The organism is Enterobacter sp. DC1, assembly GCF_000568075.1.
Classification (GTDB): domain Bacteria; phylum Pseudomonadota; class Gammaproteobacteria; order Enterobacterales; family Enterobacteriaceae; genus Enterobacter; species Enterobacter asburiae.
Map to the genome: position 1 here is coordinate 404379 of NZ_AZUA01000003.1, position 19045 is coordinate 423423.

Sequence of the window (19045 nt, forward strand, 5' to 3'; positions counted from 1 at the left end):
TCGACGGAGTTTGGCCGGAACGGGCGTCCGGCCAAAGGCGGTTTAGCCTGCCAGGGCGCGCCGTTGCTGGCGACGCTTAAGAAATTTCTCGCGCAGGCAATCGTATGCCCAGTTATAGAACATGGTGTAGGGCAGGAAGAACAGGAAGAAACCTATTTCCAGCGTAAATGCCTGAAGCAGGGTGACGCCCAGTACGGCGGCGACAATCGACACGCCAATCACGATAAACCCGCATTCGAACCCCAGCGCATGCAGCGCGCGCACTTTTGCGGTACGTTTGACGCGCTGAACCGGCCAGAAACGGTCGAAGCCAAAGTTATAAAGAATGTTCCACAGCATGGCGGTGGTGGCCAGAATAATGGTCAGCCCACCCATCTCCACCACGGAACGCTGCATCAGCCACGCCGCCGTAGGGGCGAGGATCGCAGTAGCAATCCCTTCAAAACAGACTGCGTGAAAGATCCGCTCCGGCAGTTTACGTTGGAGTGCATCCTGATGTTGCATAGTCATAGACCTCATTAATTCGCCGGTATGGGCGTTGATGCAGCCTATTTTCATCGCTAAAGTTGATATACTAAAGATAGTATCCATCGCTAAAACAGATAGGTTATGCGCTATTCACCCGAAGCCCTTAAGGCGTTTGTCGAGACCGTTGCGGCGGGCTCTTTCTCTGCTGCCGCACGCCGGCTGCGTAAAAGCCAGTCGACGATCAGCACGTCCATTGCCAATCTTGAAGCCGATCTCGGTTTCGAGCTGTTTGACCGCTCGGCGCGCCAGCCGGTGTTAACGGTCCAGGGAGAACAGGTGCTGGGCTACGTGCAGGCCATCCTGGCCGCCAGCACGCGGCTGGACGAGCTGGCGGTGTCGTTAACGGCGCAAACGGAGGCGCGTCTGACGTTTGTCCTTTCCGATACCCTCAACCCGGACGTGCTGGAAGATATGATGAAACAGTTTGACGCGCGTTTTCCCCATACGGAATTCGAATGTCTGATTGGCGAGGAAGAGGACGTGATCGATCTGCTGCAAAAGGAGCGAGCGCAGGTTGGCCTGACGGAAGCGCGAGACGGTTACCCTACGGATATTGGCTTCACCCGCCTGCCGATGCAGACCCGCATGGCGATCTACGTCGCGACCACGCATCCGCTGGCCGGACAACATGACGTTCAGCATGACGAGCTGCACGGCTGGCGGGAGCTGCGGCTCAGCACCTATCTTGAGCGCGAGGCTGAGATCGCACGCGGGCCCGTCTGGTCAGCACCGAATTACCTGTTACTCTTGAGTATGGCGGTACAGGGATTTGGCTGGTGCGTGCTGCCCTGTGCGCTGGTGGATGAATTTGCCGCCGCGAAATCCCTGGTACAGCTCGATGTTCCAGGATGGCCTCGGGCGATCGGCATCGACCTGCTGTGGAATAAACGATCCCCTCCCGGCGTTGCCGGAAGCTGGCTGCGGCAGTATCTGCAGGATGCGCGCTGATCCTTGTGATTAAACTCACTATTTTTAAACAATTAAGATAATTGCCAGTAACAATCCTCTACTATCGTCATGTCATTTAACACAGAGGTCGTGATGAAAGATGTCGTAATAGTGGGTGCGTTGCGTACAGCTATCGGCTGTTTTCAGGGAGCGCTTGCGCGTCACTCGGCGGTTGACCTGGGCAGCGTGGTGGTAAAAGCGCTGGTGGAACGCAGCGGGATCGCAGCACATGAAGTTGATGAGGTGATCCTGGGACAGGTCCTCACGGCCGGTGCCGGGCAAAACCCTGCGCGTCAGGCGGCGCTGAAGGGCGGGCTGCCCAATACCGTTTCGGCCATCACCATCAACGACGTCTGTGGCTCAGGATTAAAAGCGCTGCATCTCGCGACGCAGGCTATTCAGTGTGGTGAAGCGGACGTGATCATCGCGGGCGGGCAGGAGAATATGAGCCGCGCGCCGCACGTGTTAACCGACAGCCGAACCGGCGCACAGCTGGGCAACAGTCAGCTGCTCGATAGCCTGGTGCATGACGGGCTGTGGGATGCGTTCAATGACTATCATATGGGCGTGACGGCGGAAAATCTGGCGCGCGAGTACGGCATCAGCCGTGAGGTGCAGGATGCCTATGCGCTAAGCTCGCAGCAAAAAGCGCGTGCGGCGATTGATTCCGGTCGTTTTCGCGACGAGATTGTCCCGGTCAGCACGCAGCGTCAGAGCGGCGAGCTTATCCTCGTGGATACCGATGAACAGCCCCGCACCGACGCCAGCGCTGAAGGCCTGGCGAGACTGAATCCCGCGTTTGAAATGCAGGGCTCGGTGACGGCGGGAAATGCCTCTTCCATTAACGACGGCGCTGCCGCCGTCATGATGATGAGCGAAAGCAAAGCCCTTGAACTCGATCTTCCGGTCCTGGCCCGCATTAAGGCGTTCGCCAGCGTGGGGGTTGATCCTGCGTTAATGGGGATCGCACCGGTCTACGCGACCCGCCGCTGTCTGGAGCGCGCGGGATGGCAGCTTTCGGATGTGGATCTGATCGAAGTGAACGAAGCCTATGCCGCCCAGGCGATCTCCGTCGGAAAAATGCTGGAGTGGGATCCCCTGCGGGTCAACGTTAACGGCGGCGCGATCGCGCTGGGGCATCCAATCGGTGCGTCCGGCTGCCGCATCCTGGTTTCGCTGGTCCACGAAATGAAAAAGCGCAATGCCCGCAAAGGGATTGCCACACTCTGTATAGGCGGCGGGCAAGGGGTGGCGCTGGCCATCGAACGCTAACCTCTTCTCAAACAAAATGACCTCCTCCGGGAGGTTTTTTTTCGCGTCCTTTTTCTCCCGGCGGTTGAATTGTGATCCGAACATCATTTCCGTTATAAACAAAAATAAAAATGAAACGTTGTTTTAAATATAATTGAAAAGCCCACTTTATGCCGATAGTATGTGCTCATTATGAAAAACGGAACGCTGTTTCGTTTATTTCCGCCTTCGGGCATGACCACATCTGGAGGTTACCGTGGACGTCAGAGAAAGCATCCACAGTGCGCACGCCAAAACGCTGGATACTCAGGGGCTGCGCAATGCATTTTTAGTTGAGCAGGTATTCGAGGCCGACAGGTACACCATGGTTTACAGCCATATCGACCGCATCATTGTGGGCGGGATTATGCCGGTCACGAAAAGCGTCTCCGTGGGCGGTGAGGTCGGTAAACAGCTGGGCGTGAGCTACTTCCTCGAGCGTCGCGAGCTGGGGGTGATTAACATCGGCGGGCCGGGCACCATCACCGTAGACGGACAGTGCTATGAGATTGGCCATCGCGAGGCGCTGTACGTGGGTAAAGGGGCGAAAGACGTGGTCTTTGCCAGCATCGACGGCAGCAGGCCTGCGAAGTTTTACTACAACTGCGCGCCGGCTCACTCCACCTACCCAACCAAAAAGGTAACCCCGGCAGACGTCGCACCCGTAACGCTGGGCGACAACCTCACCAGCAATCGCCGCACCATCAATAAATACTTCGTGCCGGACGTGCTGGAGACCTGCCAGCTCAGCATGGGATTGACCGAGCTCGCGCCAGGCAACCTGTGGAACACCATGCCGTGCCATACCCACGAGCGCCGCATGGAAGTCTACTTCTACTTCAATATGGATGAGGACGCCTGCGTGTTCCACATGATGGGACAGCCGCAGGAAACGCGCCATATCGTGATGCACAACGAGCAGGCGGTGATTTCACCGAGCTGGTCCATTCACTCCGGCGTAGGGACGAAAGCCTACACCTTTATCTGGGGAATGGTGGGTGAAAACCAGGTCTTTGATGATATGGACCACGTTGCGGTCAGCGATCTGCGCTAGTCGCGGGCAGTGAAGCATAAACCTGCCTGTGAGTGACAGGCTCTGAAAGAGTAAGGAATAAACATGATTCTGGATGCATTCTCTCTGCAGGGAAAAGTGGCTGTGGTTTCCGGATGTGACACCGGGCTGGGTCAGGGGATGGCGTTAGGCCTGGCGGAAGCGGGCTGCGATATCGTCGGAATTAATATCGTTGAACCGACTGAGACCATCGAACGCGTGACGGCCCTGGGCCGCCGTTTCCTGAGCCTGACCGCTGACCTGCGTAAAATCGATACCATTCCTGAACTGCTGGACCGCGCGGTGGCTGAATTCGGTCATATCGACATACTGGTGAACAACGCCGGGCTGATTCGCCGCGAAGACGCGATCAGCTTCAGCGAGCGCGACTGGGACGACGTGATGGATTTGAACATCAAGAGCGTATTTTTCATGTCCCAGGCGGCGGCGAAGCATTTTATTGCGCAGGGGAAAGGCGGCAAAATCATCAATATTGCCTCTATGCTCTCGTTCCAGGGCGGCATCCGCGTGCCGTCTTACACCGCGTCCAAAAGCGCCGTAATGGGCGTGACCCGCCTGCTGGCAAACGAATGGGCAAAACATAACATCAACGTGAATGCGATTGCGCCGGGCTATATGGCGACGAACAACACGCAGCAGCTGCGTGCGGACGAGCAGCGTAGCGCGGAAATCCTCGACCGCATTCCGGCGGGACGCTGGGGTCTGCCGAGCGATCTGATGGGGCCAATTGTCTTCCTGGCCTCCTCCGCATCGGATTACATCAACGGCTACACCGTGGCTGTAGACGGCGGCTGGCTGGCGCGTTAATTCCACCGCTGTTAAGAACCTCTGCCCATGGGCGGAGGTTTTTTTGCGCAATAATTGGCTTAGTCCATATCGATAAAGATGAAAAATCCATACTGAAAAATCACAAATGACGGTAATCACACTTTTATTCCTTAAATATTAACTGATTAGTAAAAATACGTGATTATTCGCCACGAGTTGAAATTGTAATGTCCATCACAGAACCGTATGCCGTAGCGGAATAATCCATAACTTCGCGATTTCCTGCCTGACACTTTTCCTCGCTTTCTCGTAATTTCAGTTAACGAATTTTGCTGTTGAGGCAGGAAAAATATGACATCTATAAATGACTCTACCCTGATGCCCGCTGCGCTGCGCGATACTCGCCGCATGAACCAGTTTGTCTCCATTGCCGCCGCCGTGGCGGGCCTGTTGTTTGGACTGGATATCGGCGTCATTGCCGGCGCATTACCGTTTATTACCGATCACTTTACCCTCAGCAGTCGCCTGCAGGAGTGGGTGGTGAGCAGCATGATGCTCGGCGCGGCCATTGGCGCGCTGTTCAACGGCTGGCTGTCGTTCCGTCTGGGGCGCAAATACAGCCTGATGGTCGGGGCAATTCTGTTCGTTGCCGGCTCCATTGGCTCGGCGTTTGCCGCTAACGTTGAAATCCTCCTGCTCTCCCGCGTGCTGCTGGGCGTGGCGGTGGGGATTGCCTCCTACACCGCGCCGCTTTATCTCTCCGAAATGGCGAGCGAGAACGTGCGCGGCAAGATGATCAGCATGTATCAGCTGATGGTCACGCTGGGCATCGTGCTGGCGTTCCTGTCTGACACCTACTTCAGCTACAGCGGCAACTGGCGCGCGATGCTGGGCGTGCTGGCCTTACCGGCGCTGGTGCTGATCGTCCTGGTGATTTTCCTGCCAAACAGTCCGCGCTGGCTGGCGCAAAAAGGGCGTCACGTGGAGGCTGAAGAGGTCCTGCGCATGCTGCGCGATACCTCGGAAAAAGCGCGCGAAGAGCTGAACGAGATCCGCGAAAGCCTGAAGCTGAAGCAGGGCGGCTGGGCGCTGTTTAAGATCAACCGCAACGTGCGCCGCGCCGTCTTCCTTGGCATGTTGCTGCAGGCGATGCAGCAGTTCACCGGGATGAACATCATCATGTACTACGCGCCGCGCATTTTCAAAATGGCCGGGTTTACCACTACGGAACAGCAGATGATCGCGACCCTGGTGGTAGGGCTGACCTTCATGTTCGCCACCTTTATTGCGGTATTTACCGTGGACAAAGCCGGCCGTAAACCGGCGCTGAAAATTGGCTTCAGCGTAATGGCGCTCGGCACGCTGATCCTCGGCTACTGCCTGATGCAGTTTGATAACGGCACTGCCTCAAGCGGGCTTTCCTGGCTTTCTGTCGGTATGACCATGATGTGTATCGCAGGTTACGCGATGAGCGCCGCGCCCGTGGTGTGGATCCTGTGCTCCGAAATTCAGCCGCTGAAATGCCGTGACTTTGGCATCACCTGTTCCACGACCACCAACTGGGTGTCGAACATGATCATCGGCGCGACGTTCCTGACGCTGCTGGACGCGATTGGCGCAGCGGGAACGTTCTGGCTCTATACGGTGTTGAACGTAGCGTTTATTGGCGTCACGTTCTGGCTGATCCCGGAAACCAAAGGCGTGACGCTGGAACATATCGAGCGCAAGCTGATGGCAGGGGAGAAACTGCGGAATATCGGCGTGTGATTGTTTTGCCTGTTTAAGCGTTCAATACAAGTCAGAGTTGGTAAGATAGTTAGTAATTACAATAATAACGTAATGAAATTCACTACCAACTCTGGCAGGGTAGGATGAATAGAGGGATTTGAACTTAAGATAATTCTTAGGATAATGTATCATCGGACCACCGCTGTTATTTGCGCAACATGAAACGCATCCTAAAAAGAAGAATGTCTATGTCTGAGATGGATATCAAAAAAAGCACCGATCTTGATTTTCCCCGTTATACCTCTCCGGTAATACACGCTAAAGAAATTGATCTTTTCGGTTTATTAACGGTTCTTTTGGCGGCCAAAAAACGCATTGTCACCATTACCCTTGCTTTTGCACTGGCGGGGCTGGCCATTTCATTTTTACTGCCGCAGAAGTGGACCAGTAAAGCAGTGATCACTCAGGCAGAATCGTCGCAGTGGAACCCGCTGCGCCAGATGATGGTAGCGTTGCAGGTGCTAGACGTGGACGCAAAGATTTCCCGTCCGGAAGTCTTTGACATGTTTATTAAAAAGTTTCAGTCGCAGTCATTGCTCGAAGAGTACCTGAAATCCTCTCCTTACGTGATGTCACAACTTAAAGATGCCGAGGTGGATCCGCTTGAGCTGCATCGGGCGATAGTTAACATTTCAGACAGAATGAAAGCGGTGAATGACGCTCAGGGAAAAGATGCGGATAAAGCGCCTTTTGTCTCCTGGACATTGAGCTTCACTGCGCCGACAGCTGACGATGCGCAAGCCGTCCTGAATGGATACATCGATTATATCGCGGCTATTGTTGAAAAAGAGACGGTGCAGAATATCCGCAACCAGATCGCCCTGAAAAAGAACATCGTTGAGCAGCAGCTGGAACTCGATCGTGTCCGTCTGACTAATATTCACAATACCAACCTGCAGCGACTGAATTATTCGCTGGAAGTGGCAAATGCCGCAGGCATTAAGAAACCGGTTTACAGCAACGGGCAGGCCGTAAAAGATGACCCGGATTACTCCGTTGCGCTCGGCGCTGACGGTATCGCGCAAAAGCTGCAGATCGAAAAAAATCTGAAGGACGTGACCGAGCTGAATGCGGATTTCCAGAACCGGGAATACTACCTTGCACAGCTGAAAAAGCTCTCCTTTGCCGATGTTAAACTTGAGCCATTCAGGTACCAGCTTTCTCCTTCCATGCCGGTGAAAAAGGATGGCCCGGGCAAGGCTCTGATTGTCGTTCTGGCGGCGCTCCTGGGGGGCCTGTTTGCCTGCGGTAGCGTTTTACTGCGCGAGGCGATGCTCGCCCGTACTTCGCCGCCAGAGCCGGTAGCGGAATAAGCTCTGCAGTTTAAAAAGGCGCTGAATACAGCGCCTTTTTTTATGTGCATCGGTTGTGTTAAAAAAAGAGACCAAAGATAAGGAGGGATGATGAAAACGATCGGCCTGTTAGGTGGAATGAGCTGGGAATCGACAATCCCTTATTACCGCCTGATTAATGAAGGGGTAAAGCAGCGCCTGGGCGGTCTGCACTCCGCCAGCCTGCTGCTGCACAGCGTTGATTTCCATGAAATCGAAGCCTGCCAGTCGAGCGGTGAGTGGGATAAAGCCGGGGAGATCCTGGCCCAGGCGGCGCTGGGGCTGGAGCGTGCCGGCGCCGAGGGGATAGTGCTTTGTACCAATACTATGCATAAAGTGGCGTCGCATATTGAGAACCGCTGCTCGCTGCCGTTTCTGCATATTGCGGACGCGACCGGTCGTGCGATCGCGGCATCCGGGATGCGCCGCGTAGCGCTTTTGGGCACACGCTACACCATGGAACAGGATTTTTATCGCGGACGTTTGCACAGTGAATTTGGGATCGAGAGCCTGATCCCGGATGAAGGAGATCGGGCACGCATCAACCAGATTATCTTTGACGAGCTCTGCCTCGGTACCTTCACCGAATCTTCCCGCGCGTATTACGTCAGCGTCATCGATAAACTCGCGCAGCAGGGGGCTGAAGGAGTGATCTTCGGCTGCACCGAGATTGGCCTGCTGGTGCCAGCCGAGCGAAGCCCCGTCCCGGTATTCGATACCACCGCCATCCATGCCGCGGATGCCGTGGCGTTTATGCTGTCATAACGGGTTTTGCAGGTCAGGTAAGCGAAGCGCCACCTGACGCGCGTGCTCCGTTAAGTGTTCGGTGAACGCGTCCACCAGCGCGGAGGCCGGACGGTGCAGCGGGCGGATCAGGCTCACGGTGAACGGGACGGAGACGCTAAAGCGGCGGATGACGATCCCGCTTCCGGCATAGTCCAGCGCCGTGAGCGGATTCACCACCGCGACGCCGACGCCTGCACGCACCATCGCGCAAATCGAAGCCGCGCTGTGCGTTTCCACCACCATTCGGCGTTTGACCTGATGCTCGGCAAACAGCGTATCCAGCAGCTGTCTGTAGCTGTCGGTCTGCGACAGGCTAATGTAGTTTTCCCCGTGGAAATCCTCCGGTGTGAGCACCTCCTTACCGGCAAGCCGATGCTCTGCGGGCAGAACGCACACTTCATCTAACGAGATCAACTCCGTGCGCGCCGTTCCCGCTGGGGTGGAGAGGGTTTCGGTCAGGCCTAAATCATGGCGCTGGGCCGAAAGCCACTCTTCAAGCAGAGGTGATTCCTGAGGCACGATGGTGAGGCTGACCTCCGGGTATCGGGCCAGAAAGGGCTGCAGCAGCATCGGCAAAAACGATTGTGAAAAGACGGGCAGGCAGACGATCGACAGCTCGCCCTGGCGAAACTCGCGCAGGCTTTCCGCCGCGCTCACTATTCTGTCTAGTCCGTACCAGGAGCGCTGAACTTCCTCGAACAGGCGTAACCCCTGCACCGTAGGGTGAAGCCTGCCCCGGGTACGCTCGAACAGCTCCAGCCCCAGCACTTTCTCAAAGCGGGCCAGCTCGCGGCTCACCGTCGGCTGCGAGGTATGCAGCATCTGTGCGGCTTCGGTGAGATTGCCGGTGGTCATCACGGCGTGAAAAATTTCTATGTGGCGTAAATTGACGGCGGGCATAGGGCACCTGAAAGCAAATGACTGTCCATATCATTTTTGCATAGACTCGCGATAAAACGATATTTTTTATTCTCTTCATGCTGTGGCGTAATCATGAAAACGCATTTACCGGAGAAGACCATGCCACGCCCGCTGAACCAGACTGATACCGATTTGAACGCCGACAACCTGCTGCGCCTGCCCGCCGAGTTTGGCTGTCCGGTGTGGGTCTACGACGCGCAGATCGTTCGCGAGAAGATCGCCGCCCTGCATCAGTTTGACGTGGTGCGCTTTGCCCAGAAGGCGTGCTCCAATATTCATATTCTGCGCCTGATGCGTGAGCAGGGCGTGAAGGTGGACTCCGTCTCGCTTGGCGAAATCGAGCGCGCGCTGGTGGCCGGATTCGATCCGAAAGCCGACGGCGACGCGATTGTCTTTACCGCCGACGTGATCGACGATGCGACGCTTGCGCGCGTCCACGAGCTGCAGATCCCGGTCAATGCCGGTTCTGTGGATATGCTGGAGCAGCTGGGCCAGGTTTCTCCCGGCCATCGCGTCTGGCTGCGCGTGAATCCGGGCTTTGGTCATGGTCACAGCCAAAAAACCAATACCGGCGGCGAAAACAGCAAGCACGGGATCTGGTATGCCGATATGCCTGCTGCGCTGGAGGTATTACAGCGCTACGGCCTGAAGCTGGTGGGTATTCATATGCACATTGGTTCAGGCGTCGATTACGGCCACCTGGAGCAGGTGTGCGGCGCGATGGTGCGCCAGGTTGTCGATTTCGGTCAGGATCTGGAGGCGATCTCTGCCGGTGGCGGTCTCTCCATTCCCTATCGCGAAGGCGAAGAGGCGATCGATACCGATCACTATTACGGTCTGTGGAGCGCCGCGCGTGACCAAATCGCCGCGCATTTGGGCCACGCGGTGAAGCTGGAAATTGAGCCGGGTCGTTTCCTGGTGGCGGAAGCAGGTGTGCTGGTTTCACAGGTGCGCAGCGTCAAAGAGATGGGGTCTCGCCACTTCGTGTTGATTGACGCAGGCTTTAACGACCTGATGCGTCCGTCCATGTACGGCAGCTATCACCACATTACCGCCCTGGCTGCCGACGGCCGCGACTTAACGCAGGCGCCGCGGGTTGAGACGGTCGTTGCGGGACCGCTGTGCGAATCGGGTGACGTGTTTACCCAGCAGGAAGGCGGCAAAGTGGAGACCCGCGCGCTGCCAGAGGTCAAACCGGGTGATTATCTTGTGCTGCATGATACCGGTGCCTACGGGGCGTCGATGTCATCAAACTACAACAGCCGCCCGCTGCTGCCGGAAGTGATGTTTGATAACGGCAAGGCACGGCTGATCCGTCGTCGTCAGACCATTCAGGAACTGCTGGCTTTAGAACTCATCTGATTAAAGTACGGCCCGGTGGTGACCGAATCGCGTAAGACCAGCGTGCCGGTAAACGGCGGGATGGCATCGACCGGCTGGTTTTTTGCCAGCCGGATCGCCTGATCGATGGCCGTGACAATCATATTGTCGATGGGCAGATAAACCGACGAGAGCGCAGGCTCCAGCCATTTCGCGCTTGGGGCATCGTCAAAGCCGAACAGTGAAATATCCTGCGGAATTTTAAGCCCCGCCTGATGTAACGCTTTGGACGCCCCCAGCGCCATATCGTCGTTACAGGCAAACAGGGCGCTAAAGGGCACACCGTCGGCAATCAACTCCTTGCACAGCTCGTATCCCCGCGTCATTCCCGCATCGCCGTACTTTATCCGACGCTCGTCCAGGCGGATGCCGTGCTTTTCCAGCGCCTTGCGATAGCCCATCAGCCTCGCTTTCCCGGTTGGGGTATGGATCGGAACGGTGATACAGGCGATCTCCCGATGGCCCTGGGCGATCAGGTAATCCACGGCCTTAAACGCGGCATCCTGCTGTTCGAAAAACACGCAGCGATCCGGCGCCTGGCTCACTTCGCGGTTAATGACCACCAGCGGCGTTTTCACGGTATTCATCAGTTTGAAGATCGCTTTTTCGCTCATGTAGCGCGTGTAAAGCACGATGGCATCGCACTGGCGATCGGCCAGCATCTGCACCGCCTGTTCTTCCTGTTCCGGCGCGTCGTGACCGTCGGTGACGATCAGCTGTTTCCCGTGAGTTTCCGTCTGCCGCGACGCCTGCTGGAGAAGACGACCAAAGTAAAAGCCGTCGAAGGTCGAGACGACCAGGCCAATGCTGTTGCTGGTCTGGTTAGCCAGCGAACGCGCGAGAAAGTTCGGGCGATAGCCCAGCTCTTCCATCGCAGCAAAGACCTGCTGACGCGTACTCTCTTTAACCTGACCCGTGCCGTTCAGCACGCGCGAGACGGTAGCCTTCGACACGCCCGCACGCAGTGAGACATCCAGCATTGTTGCCATTCTACATTCCTGCTTCCACGTAATGATTTGCAGTTTAACACAGACCTCACGGCGTATAAGCGATGCGGGAAGCGCAAAACTTCTGCCACGATCACGCTTTTTGGTCACGATTCGTCTGGCCTGCGTGAAGTAAAACTAAATAGCCTGACTCTGGTAAAATAATCGCCGAACCGAGCTGGGGCGACAGGCCAGCAAAACATGAGAAAACGCAGGTGAAACGTGAAAAAGAGTGTCATCCTCCCGCTTTACCAGGCACCAAACTATGCGGAGCAGGTCACCGACTGGCTCTGGCAGGCCTTTGGCGAAGGGCTTTCTCGGGAATTTTTCCACAGCATTATTGAGCACAGCCAGACGCCGGGAGCATTACCGCTGACCTTTATCGCCGTTGAAGACGAGCAGCTTGTTGGTACGGTAGGGCTCTGGCGCTGCGATTTGATCACGCGTCAGGATCTCTTTCCGTGGCTGGCAGCGCTCTACGTTGACGACGCGGCGCGAGGCAAGGGGCTGGCAGGAAAGCTCCAGCAGCACGTTATTACCTGGGCCGCGCAGGCGGGATATGAAGAACTGCACCTCTGGTCTGCCTGCCGCGACTTCTACGAACGTTACGGCTGGCAGTATATCGGTGATGGGCTGGAATACCCCAACACCCGGGTTCACCTCTACCGTTATTCGCTCTGCGCTTCCGCAGGCGATGCAACGGAGTGACGGCGAACCAGCGTCGGGCTAAATAGATGCGTAATATCCGGCGGCTGGCGCTGTTCGGCCAGCGCTAGCGCCAGCTCGGCGGCCTGCGTTGCCATGGTGATAATCGGGTAGCGCACGGTGGTCAGACGCGGGCGCACGTAGCGAGAGACCAGCACGTCATCGAAGCCAATCAGCGAAATTTCTGCCGGTACCTCAATCCCGTTGTCATTCAGCACCCCCATTGCCCCTGCGGCCATCGAGTCGTTATAGCTGGCAACCGCCGTGAAATTTCGTCCGCGACCGAGCAGCTCGGTCATGGCCTGTTCACCGCCGCTCTCATCCGGTTCACCGTAGGCCACCAGACGGTCATTACACGGCAGGCCGTTTTCGCGCAGGGCGTCGTAGTAGCCCTGCAGGCGGTCTTCCGCATCAGAAATCGGATGATTGGAACAGAGATAGCCAATCCGGGTATGGCCCTGTTGAATCAGATGACGGGTCGCAAGCCAGGCGCCGTAGCGGTCGTCGAGGGCCACACAGCGTTTTTCAAACCCGGGAATAATGCGGTTGATGATCACCATTCCGGGCATCTGTTTCATCAGGTGAATCAGCTCGGCATCCGGGATCATTTTGGCGTGGACCACCAGCGCGGCGCAGCGGTGGCGGATCAGCTGCTCGATGGCCTGGCGTTCTTTTTGCTCATTATGATAGCCATTGCCGATCAGCAAAAAATTGCCCGTCTGATAAGAGACCTGTTCAACCGCTTTCACCATGGCGCCGAAAAAGGGGTCAGAAACATCACCCACCACCAGCCCAATGGTTTCGGTGGACTGCTGGGCGAGCGCGCGGGCATTGGCATTGGGATGATAATTCAGGGATTCCATGGCGGTTTGTACCGCCTGGCGCGATGCGTCACTGGCTTTTGGGGAGTCGTTAATCACTCGGGAGACGGTTGCCACCGACACACCTGCCAGACGAGCCACATCCTTTATTGTCGCCATTCATTACCTTCTTATTGGGGGTAAGCGTTTACACACCAAATAGTGTTGCGGAAAAGCGCCGCGCATTCAAGGGGAGCGGATTTCCGCTCTCCACAAACGTGACGCAGGACAACACTGGTAGTGTAATCGTTACACGCGCAGTCATGTCTGAAGAATGTCAATCTGAACCTTTGGTTACACTTTGCGTCAGGCTGTTGCGATTGTCCGATGGCAAGGATGTTAGAGAGGTTGATACAGTCGAAATCCCAGAGGTATTGATAGGTGGAATCAACTCCGGTTGATTAACACGCTTACACCAGCCTGCGTTTTTACGCAGGTTTTTTTTGCCTGAAAGTTCAACCTGTAACAGCAATAGAAAATATTCACACCTGGTTGCACTTCGGCTCATTCCCTTGCGTTTTCCTGCTGGCGAATCGCAGGGCGAACGACCACAATCAAGATCCCAGAGGTATTGATTGGTGAGAATTCTTAGTACGGTTTCGTACTCATCTCTTGCACCAACCTGCGCGGATGCGCAGGTTTTTTTTCGCCTCCACTTTTGCTGTCGCTCCCGTATCACTTCTCGTGTAATCTGCCACCATTTACTATCAACCCTCCACACTGGCTGGCAAAGGGAGTTGAGATGCTATTTGGGTTCTTCCGTACACTCTTCCGTATTCTTTTTCGCATCCGCGTCACTGGCGATGCCCAGGCGCTTCGCGGCGAACGCGTTCTTATCACGCCAAATCATGTTTCCTTTATAGACGGCATTCTGCTGGCGCTATTTTTACCCGTGCGCCCGGTGTTTGCGGTCTATACCTCTATCAGCCAGCAGTGGTACATGCGCTGGCTCACGCCGCTGATTGATTTTGTGCCGCTCGATCCGACAAAGCCGATGATGATTAAGCATCTGGTACGTCTGGTTGAGCAGGGGCGTCCGGTGGTTATTTTCCCGGAAGGGCGTATTTCAGTGACCGGTTCGCTGATGAAAATCTACGACGGCGCGGGGTTTGTTGCAGCGAAATCAAAAGCGACCGTGGTGCCGCTGCGCATTGAAGGCGCAGAGCTAACGCATTTCAGCCGCCTGAAAGGGCTGGTGAAGCAGCGTCTGTTCCCAAAAATCACGCTGCATATTCTGCCGCCCACGTCGTTACCGATGCCGGACGCGCCGCGTGCCCGCGATCGCCGTAAAATCGCCGGGGAAATGCTGCACCAGATTATGATGGAAGCGCGCATGGCCGTGCGCCCGCGCGAAACGCTGTACGAATCTCTGCTATCCGCGCAGCACCGCTATGGCGCGAAGAAAAACTGCATCGAAGACATCAACTTTACCCCGGATACCTATCGCAAGCTGCTGACTAAAACCCTGTTTGTGGGCCGCATTCTGGAGAAGTACAGCAAAAAGGGTGAAAAGATTGGCCTGATGCTGCCTAACGCGGGCATCAGCGCGGCGGTGATTTTTGGTGCGGTTTCCCGGGGGCGCATCCCGGCAATGATGAACTACACGGCGGGCGTGAAAGGGCTGACCAGCGCCATCACCGCGGCCCAGATTAATACCGTCTTTACCTCTCGTCAGTTCCTGGACAAAGGCAAGCTCTGGCATCTTCCCGAGCAGCTCACTCAGGTGCGCTGGGTCTTCCTTGAGGATCTGAAAGCGGACGTGACTACCGGCGACAAGCTGTGGATTTTTGCTCACCTGCTGATGCCGCGTCTGGCGCAGGTCAAACAGCAGCCGGAAGATGACGCGATTATCCTCTTCACGTCGGGATCGGAGGGCAACCCGAAAGGCGTCGTCCACAGCCACAAGAGCATTCTGGCGAACGTTGAGCAGATTAAAAGCATTGCCGACTTTACCGCGGATGACCGTTTTATGTCGGCGCTGCCGCTGTTCCACTCCTTTGGCCTGACGGTGGGGCTGTTTACGCCGCTGCTGACCGGCGCAGAAGTGTTTCTCTATCCAAGCCCGCTGCATTACCGGATTGTGCCGGAGCTGGTGTATGACCGTAACTGCACCGTCCTGTTCGGCACCTCAACGTTCCTCGGCAACTACGCGCGTTTCGCCAATCCGTATGATTTCTATCGCGTGCGGTATGTGGTGGCCGGTGCGGAAAAACTGCAGGAGAGCACGCGTCAGATCTGGCAGGACAAGTTTGGCCTGCGCATTCTCGAAGGCTATGGCGTTACCGAGTGTGCTCCCGTGGTCTCGATTAACGTACCGATGGCCGCGAAGCCGGGTACGGTGGGCCGAATTCTGCCGGGAATGGATGCGCGTCTGCTGGCCGTGCCGGGCATTGAGGACGGTGGCCGTCTGCAGCTGAAAGGGCCAAACGTGATGAACGGTTATCTGCGCGTGGAGAACCCAGGCGTGCTGGAGGTCCCTACGGCGGAAAACGTCAACGGCGAGATTGAAACCGGCTGGTACGACACCGGTGATATTGTCCGTTTTGATGAACAAGGCTTTGTACAGATTCAGGGGCGTGCGAAGCGCTTCGCCAAAATCGCCGGTGAAATGGTCTCTCTGGAAATGGTTGAGCAGCTGGCGACGGCCGTTTCCGCGGATAAGATGCATGCGACGGTGGTGAAGAGTGATGCCAGCAAAGGCGAGGCGCTGGTGCTATTTACGACCGACGGCGAGCTTAAGCGCGACAGGTTACTGAGCTATGCGCGTGAACACGGTATTCCTGAACTGGCCGTGCCGCGCGATATTCGCTTCCTGAAGCAGCTCCCGGTGCTGGGGAGCGGGAAGCCCGATTTCGTGACCCTGAAAGGCATGGTTGAAGAGGCGGAACAGCAAAATGCGTGAGTCAGTACACACTAACACATCGCTCAGATCGAAAGGCATGATGGCCGTTATCGCCGCACAGTTTCTCTCTGCGTTTGGTGATAACGCGCTGCTGTTTGCCACTCTGGCGCTGCTGAAGGCCGAATTTTACCCCGACTGGAGCCAGCCGATCCTGCAGATGGTGTTTGTGGGCGCTTACATTATTTTTGCTCCGTTCGTAGGGCAGGTGGCAGACAGCTTCCCGAAAGGCCGGGTGATGATGTTTGCCAACGGCCTCAAGCTGCTGGGTGCCGCCAGCATTTGCTTTGGCTTCAACCCGTTTATTGGCTACACGCTGGTGGGCATTGGCGCCGCCGCCTACTCTCCGGCGAAGTATGGCATTCTCGGAGAGCTGACCACGGGCGATAAGCTGGTGAAAGCCAACGGCCTGATGGAGTCGTCAACCATTGCCGCCATCCTGCTCGGATCCGTTGCGGGCGGCGTACTGGCCGACTGGCATGTTCTGGCGGCACTGGGCATCTGCGCGGTGGTGTATGGCGGCGCAGTTGTGGCGAACCTGTTTATTCCTAAGCTGCCGGTGGCTCGCCCGGGGCAATCCTGGCGCTTTAAACCGATGACCGGCAGTTTCTTTACCGCCTGTCGCGTGCTGTGGCGTAACGGAGAAACGCGTTTCTCCCTGATGGGAACCAGTATGTTCTGGGGCGCGGGCGTCACGCTGCGCTTCCTGCTGGTGCTGTGGGTGCCGGTGGCGCTGGGGATTACCGACAACGCGACGCCGACCTATCTTAATGCGATGGTGGCCATCGGCATTGTGGTGGGAGCAGGTGCGGCGGCGAAGCTGGTGACGCTCGAGACCGTAGCACGCTGCATGCCCGCAGGGATCCTGATTGGCGTCGTAGTGCTGATTTTCTCGCTGCAACATGCATTATTGCCTGCGTATGTCCTCCTCATCCTGATTGGTATTCTGGGCGGTTTCTTCGTGGTACCGCTGAACGCGTTGCTGCAGGAGCGTGGCAAGCAGACCGTCGGGGCGGGGAATGCTATCGCCGTACAGAACCTGGGTGAAAACCTGGCGATGCTGTTAATGCTGGGGCTCTACTCGCTGGCGGTAAAAGTCGGTGTGCCGGTGGTGGGGATTGGCGTCGGGTTTGGCGGGCTGTTCGCGCTGGCGATTGCGGGATTGTGGGTTTGGCAACGTCGGCGCTGATATATAGCCGGGTGGCGGCTTCGCCTTACCCGGCCTACGTTTGCGCACCTGTAGGCCCGGTAAGCGTAGCGCCACCGGGCAAAAGCATCAGGCTACGGTGCAGGATACGTATAAACCTGATGCACCGCCTCAATCTCCGCTAACACTTCTTCGCTCAGGTTCAGGTGGAAACTCTCAATATTGGTTTTCAACTGTTCCATCGTGGTCGCGCCCAGCAGTGTGCTGGCAACAAACGGCTGACGACGCACGAAGGCCAGCGCCATCTGGGCAGGGTCAAGACCGTGACGCTTTGCGATATCCACATAGGCGGCAGCGGCTTTCTGCGTCTGCTCGCCGCTGTAGCGGGTAAAGCGGCTAAAGAGGGTATTTCGCGCCCCGGCCGGTTTCGCGCCGTTCAGGTATTTCCCCGTCAGCGTGCCAAAGCCGAGACAGGAATAGGCGAGCAGTTCCACTTCTTCATACTGCGTCACTTCGGCCAGACCCACCTCATAGCTACGGTTAAGCAGGCTGTACGGGTTCTGGATGGTGACGATACGCGGCAGATTGTGTTTATCTGCAAGGTGCAGATAGCGCATTACGCCAAAGGCCGTTTCGTTAGAGACGCCAATGTAGCGGATTTTTCCCGCGCGCTGGCACTCGGTCAGCGCTTCCAGCGTTTCCAGCAGCGTTACGGCGGGGGCGCTCTCATTCCAGCTGTAGCCGAGCTTACCAAAGCAGTTGGTTGGGCGCTGCGGCCAGTGCACCTGATACAGGTCGAGGTAGTCGGTTTGCAGGCGCTTCAGGCTGGCGTCAAGTGCGGCGCGGATATTCTTACGATCGAGGATCTGATTCGGACGGATCCCGGTATCGTTGTTGCGCGCGGGACCACTGACTTTTGAGGCAATCACCAGCTTTTCACGATTGCCGTGTTTTGCCAGCCAGTTACCGACGTAGGTTTCGGTAAGTCCCTGCGTTTCCGGACGTGGCGGGACAGGGTACATCTCCGCGACATCAATCAGGTTAATCCCCTGGCTGACGGCGTAATCGAGTTGTGCATGGGCATCGGCTTCGCTGTTTTGTTCACCAAATGTCATCGTGCCCAACCCCAGTTGGCTTATTTCCAGAGCGCTGTGGGGGATACGGTGATAATGCATAGCCGGCTTCCTCAGTAGACTTATAGACCGCGTCAGGGCGTGCCCGACAAAGGAATATAAACATGGCAGAGGGGAAGCAAAAGGGGAAGAAAAAAATCAAAAAGGCCAGCAAGCGACTGACCTCTCTGTTTATCGCTCGATAATTTGCGATACTTCGTCGCGATTGATCTGCATTTTATTTCCTTCCTGGTCGCGGTAGCTGACCAGACCGGTATCATCGTCGACTTCGGGTTTGCCGTCGGTCAGGATCATTCGACCGTCTTTTGTCGCCATAACGTAATCGCTGCTACAGCCCGATACGGCAAACGCTAAACCGACTGCTGAAACTAACACTGCCCATTTTTTCATCGTTATCGTCCTCATCTGGCGCGTATCAAATCATAATCTAGTATTAACCCGATATGGCGACTTGAGGAAGCGGTAAAATCTTAAAAAGCAGTCGATTATGTTTGAGAGCTCGC

17 protein-coding genes are annotated in these 19045 nt (G+C 56.3%); 11 read left to right on the forward strand and 6 right to left on the reverse strand.

The window, feature by feature from the left end; all coding sequences use genetic code 11:
- Positions 1–42 precede the first annotated feature (42 nt).
- Positions 43–504, reverse strand: coding sequence for a multidrug/biocide efflux PACE transporter (locus P346_RS09730; protein ID WP_032660189.1), 462 nt, complete (start codon positions 502–504; stop codon positions 43–45).
- Positions 505–609: 105 nt separating this feature from the next.
- Between P346_RS09730 and P346_RS09725 the strand changes: the two genes are divergently transcribed.
- From P346_RS09725 to P346_RS09695, 7 genes are all read left to right on the forward strand, one after another.
- A complete protein-coding gene (locus tag P346_RS09725; protein ID WP_032660191.1) occupies positions 610–1476 on the forward strand; it encodes a LysR family transcriptional regulator in 867 nt (288 codons plus the stop codon).
- Positions 1477–1569: 93 nt separating this feature from the next.
- Positions 1570–2748 carry an acetyl-CoA C-acetyltransferase gene (locus tag P346_RS09720; protein ID WP_032660193.1) on the forward strand — a complete coding sequence of 393 codons (1179 nt, stop codon included), beginning with the start codon at positions 1570–1572 and terminating at the stop codon, positions 2746–2748.
- A 235-nt stretch (positions 2749–2983) separates the two neighbouring features.
- A complete protein-coding gene (gene kduI / locus P346_RS09715) occupies positions 2984–3820 on the forward strand; it encodes a 5-dehydro-4-deoxy-D-glucuronate isomerase (protein ID WP_032660196.1) in 837 nt (278 codons plus the stop codon).
- 63 nt (positions 3821–3883) lie between these two features.
- Positions 3884–4645 (forward strand): 2-dehydro-3-deoxy-D-gluconate 5-dehydrogenase KduD, encoded by a 762-nt coding sequence (gene kduD, locus P346_RS09710; protein WP_032660198.1) that lies wholly within the window; start codon positions 3884–3886, stop codon positions 4643–4645.
- Positions 4646–4957: 312 nt separating this feature from the next.
- Positions 4958–6373 (forward strand): arabinose-proton symporter AraE, encoded by a 1416-nt coding sequence (gene araE / locus P346_RS09705; protein WP_032660200.1) that lies wholly within the window; start codon positions 4958–4960, stop codon positions 6371–6373.
- 209 nt (positions 6374–6582) lie between these two features.
- On the forward strand, positions 6583–7707 hold the full coding sequence (gene wzz(fepE), locus P346_RS09700) for an LPS O-antigen length regulator Wzz(fepE) (protein WP_032660202.1): 1125 nt from the start codon (positions 6583–6585) through the stop codon (positions 7705–7707).
- Positions 7708–7797: 90 nt separating this feature from the next.
- Positions 7798–8490, forward strand: coding sequence for an aspartate/glutamate racemase (locus P346_RS09695; RefSeq protein ID WP_032660204.1), 693 nt, complete (start codon positions 7798–7800; stop codon positions 8488–8490).
- Here P346_RS09695 and P346_RS09690 read toward each other — a convergent pair.
- Positions 8485–9411 (reverse strand): LysR family transcriptional regulator, encoded by a 927-nt coding sequence (locus P346_RS09690; RefSeq protein ID WP_032660207.1) that lies wholly within the window; start codon positions 9409–9411, stop codon positions 8485–8487. The two genes, P346_RS09695 and P346_RS09690, sit on opposite strands and share 6 nt — an antisense overlap.
- Positions 9412–9531: 120 nt before the next feature.
- On the opposite strand from P346_RS09690, the gene lysA reads away from it, so the two are divergent.
- Positions 9532–10794, forward strand: a complete 1263-nt coding sequence (gene lysA / locus P346_RS09685) for a diaminopimelate decarboxylase (RefSeq protein WP_032660519.1) — start codon at positions 9532–9534, stop codon at positions 10792–10794.
- On the opposite strand, the gene P346_RS09680 is transcribed toward lysA, so the two are convergent.
- Positions 10764–11801 (reverse strand): LacI family DNA-binding transcriptional regulator, encoded by a 1038-nt coding sequence (locus P346_RS09680; protein WP_032660209.1) that lies wholly within the window; start codon positions 11799–11801, stop codon positions 10764–10766. The genes lysA and P346_RS09680 overlap by 31 nt on opposite strands.
- A 219-nt stretch (positions 11802–12020) precedes the next feature.
- On the opposite strand from P346_RS09680, the gene P346_RS09675 reads away from it, so the two are divergent.
- A complete protein-coding gene (locus P346_RS09675) occupies positions 12021–12506 on the forward strand; it encodes a GNAT family N-acetyltransferase (RefSeq protein ID WP_032660210.1) in 486 nt (161 codons plus the stop codon).
- On the opposite strand, the gene galR is transcribed toward P346_RS09675, so the two are convergent.
- Positions 12467–13483: an HTH-type transcriptional regulator GalR gene (galR, locus tag P346_RS09670; RefSeq protein ID WP_023309052.1), complete on the reverse strand. Its 1017-nt coding sequence runs from the start codon at positions 13481–13483 to the stop codon at positions 12467–12469. The two genes, P346_RS09675 and galR, sit on opposite strands and share 40 nt — an antisense overlap.
- Positions 13484–14105: 622 nt before the next feature.
- Here galR and aas point away from each other — a divergent pair.
- The gene (gene aas / locus P346_RS09665) at positions 14106–16265 is read left to right on the forward strand and encodes a bifunctional acyl-ACP--phospholipid O-acyltransferase/long-chain-fatty-acid--ACP ligase (RefSeq protein WP_032660213.1); all 2160 of its coding nucleotides are present in this window, start codon (positions 14106–14108) and stop codon (positions 16263–16265) included.
- Positions 16258–17451, forward strand: a complete 1194-nt coding sequence (gene lplT, locus P346_RS09660; protein ID WP_045888656.1) for a lysophospholipid transporter LplT — start codon at positions 16258–16260, stop codon at positions 17449–17451. The genes aas and lplT overlap by 8 nt, the downstream gene beginning before the upstream one ends.
- A gap of 92 nt (positions 17452–17543) precedes the next feature.
- Here the strand turns inward: lplT and P346_RS09655 are convergent, their stop codons facing one another.
- Both P346_RS09655 and P346_RS09650 read right to left on the reverse strand, forming a co-directional pair.
- On the reverse strand, positions 17544–18584 hold the full coding sequence (locus P346_RS09655; RefSeq protein ID WP_032660218.1) for an NADP(H)-dependent aldo-keto reductase: 1041 nt from the start codon (positions 18582–18584) through the stop codon (positions 17544–17546).
- 129 nt (positions 18585–18713) lie between these two features.
- A complete protein-coding gene (locus tag P346_RS09650; protein WP_008499668.1) occupies positions 18714–18932 on the reverse strand; it encodes a YgdI/YgdR family lipoprotein in 219 nt (72 codons plus the stop codon).
- Between the last annotated feature and the right edge of the window lie 113 nt (positions 18933–19045).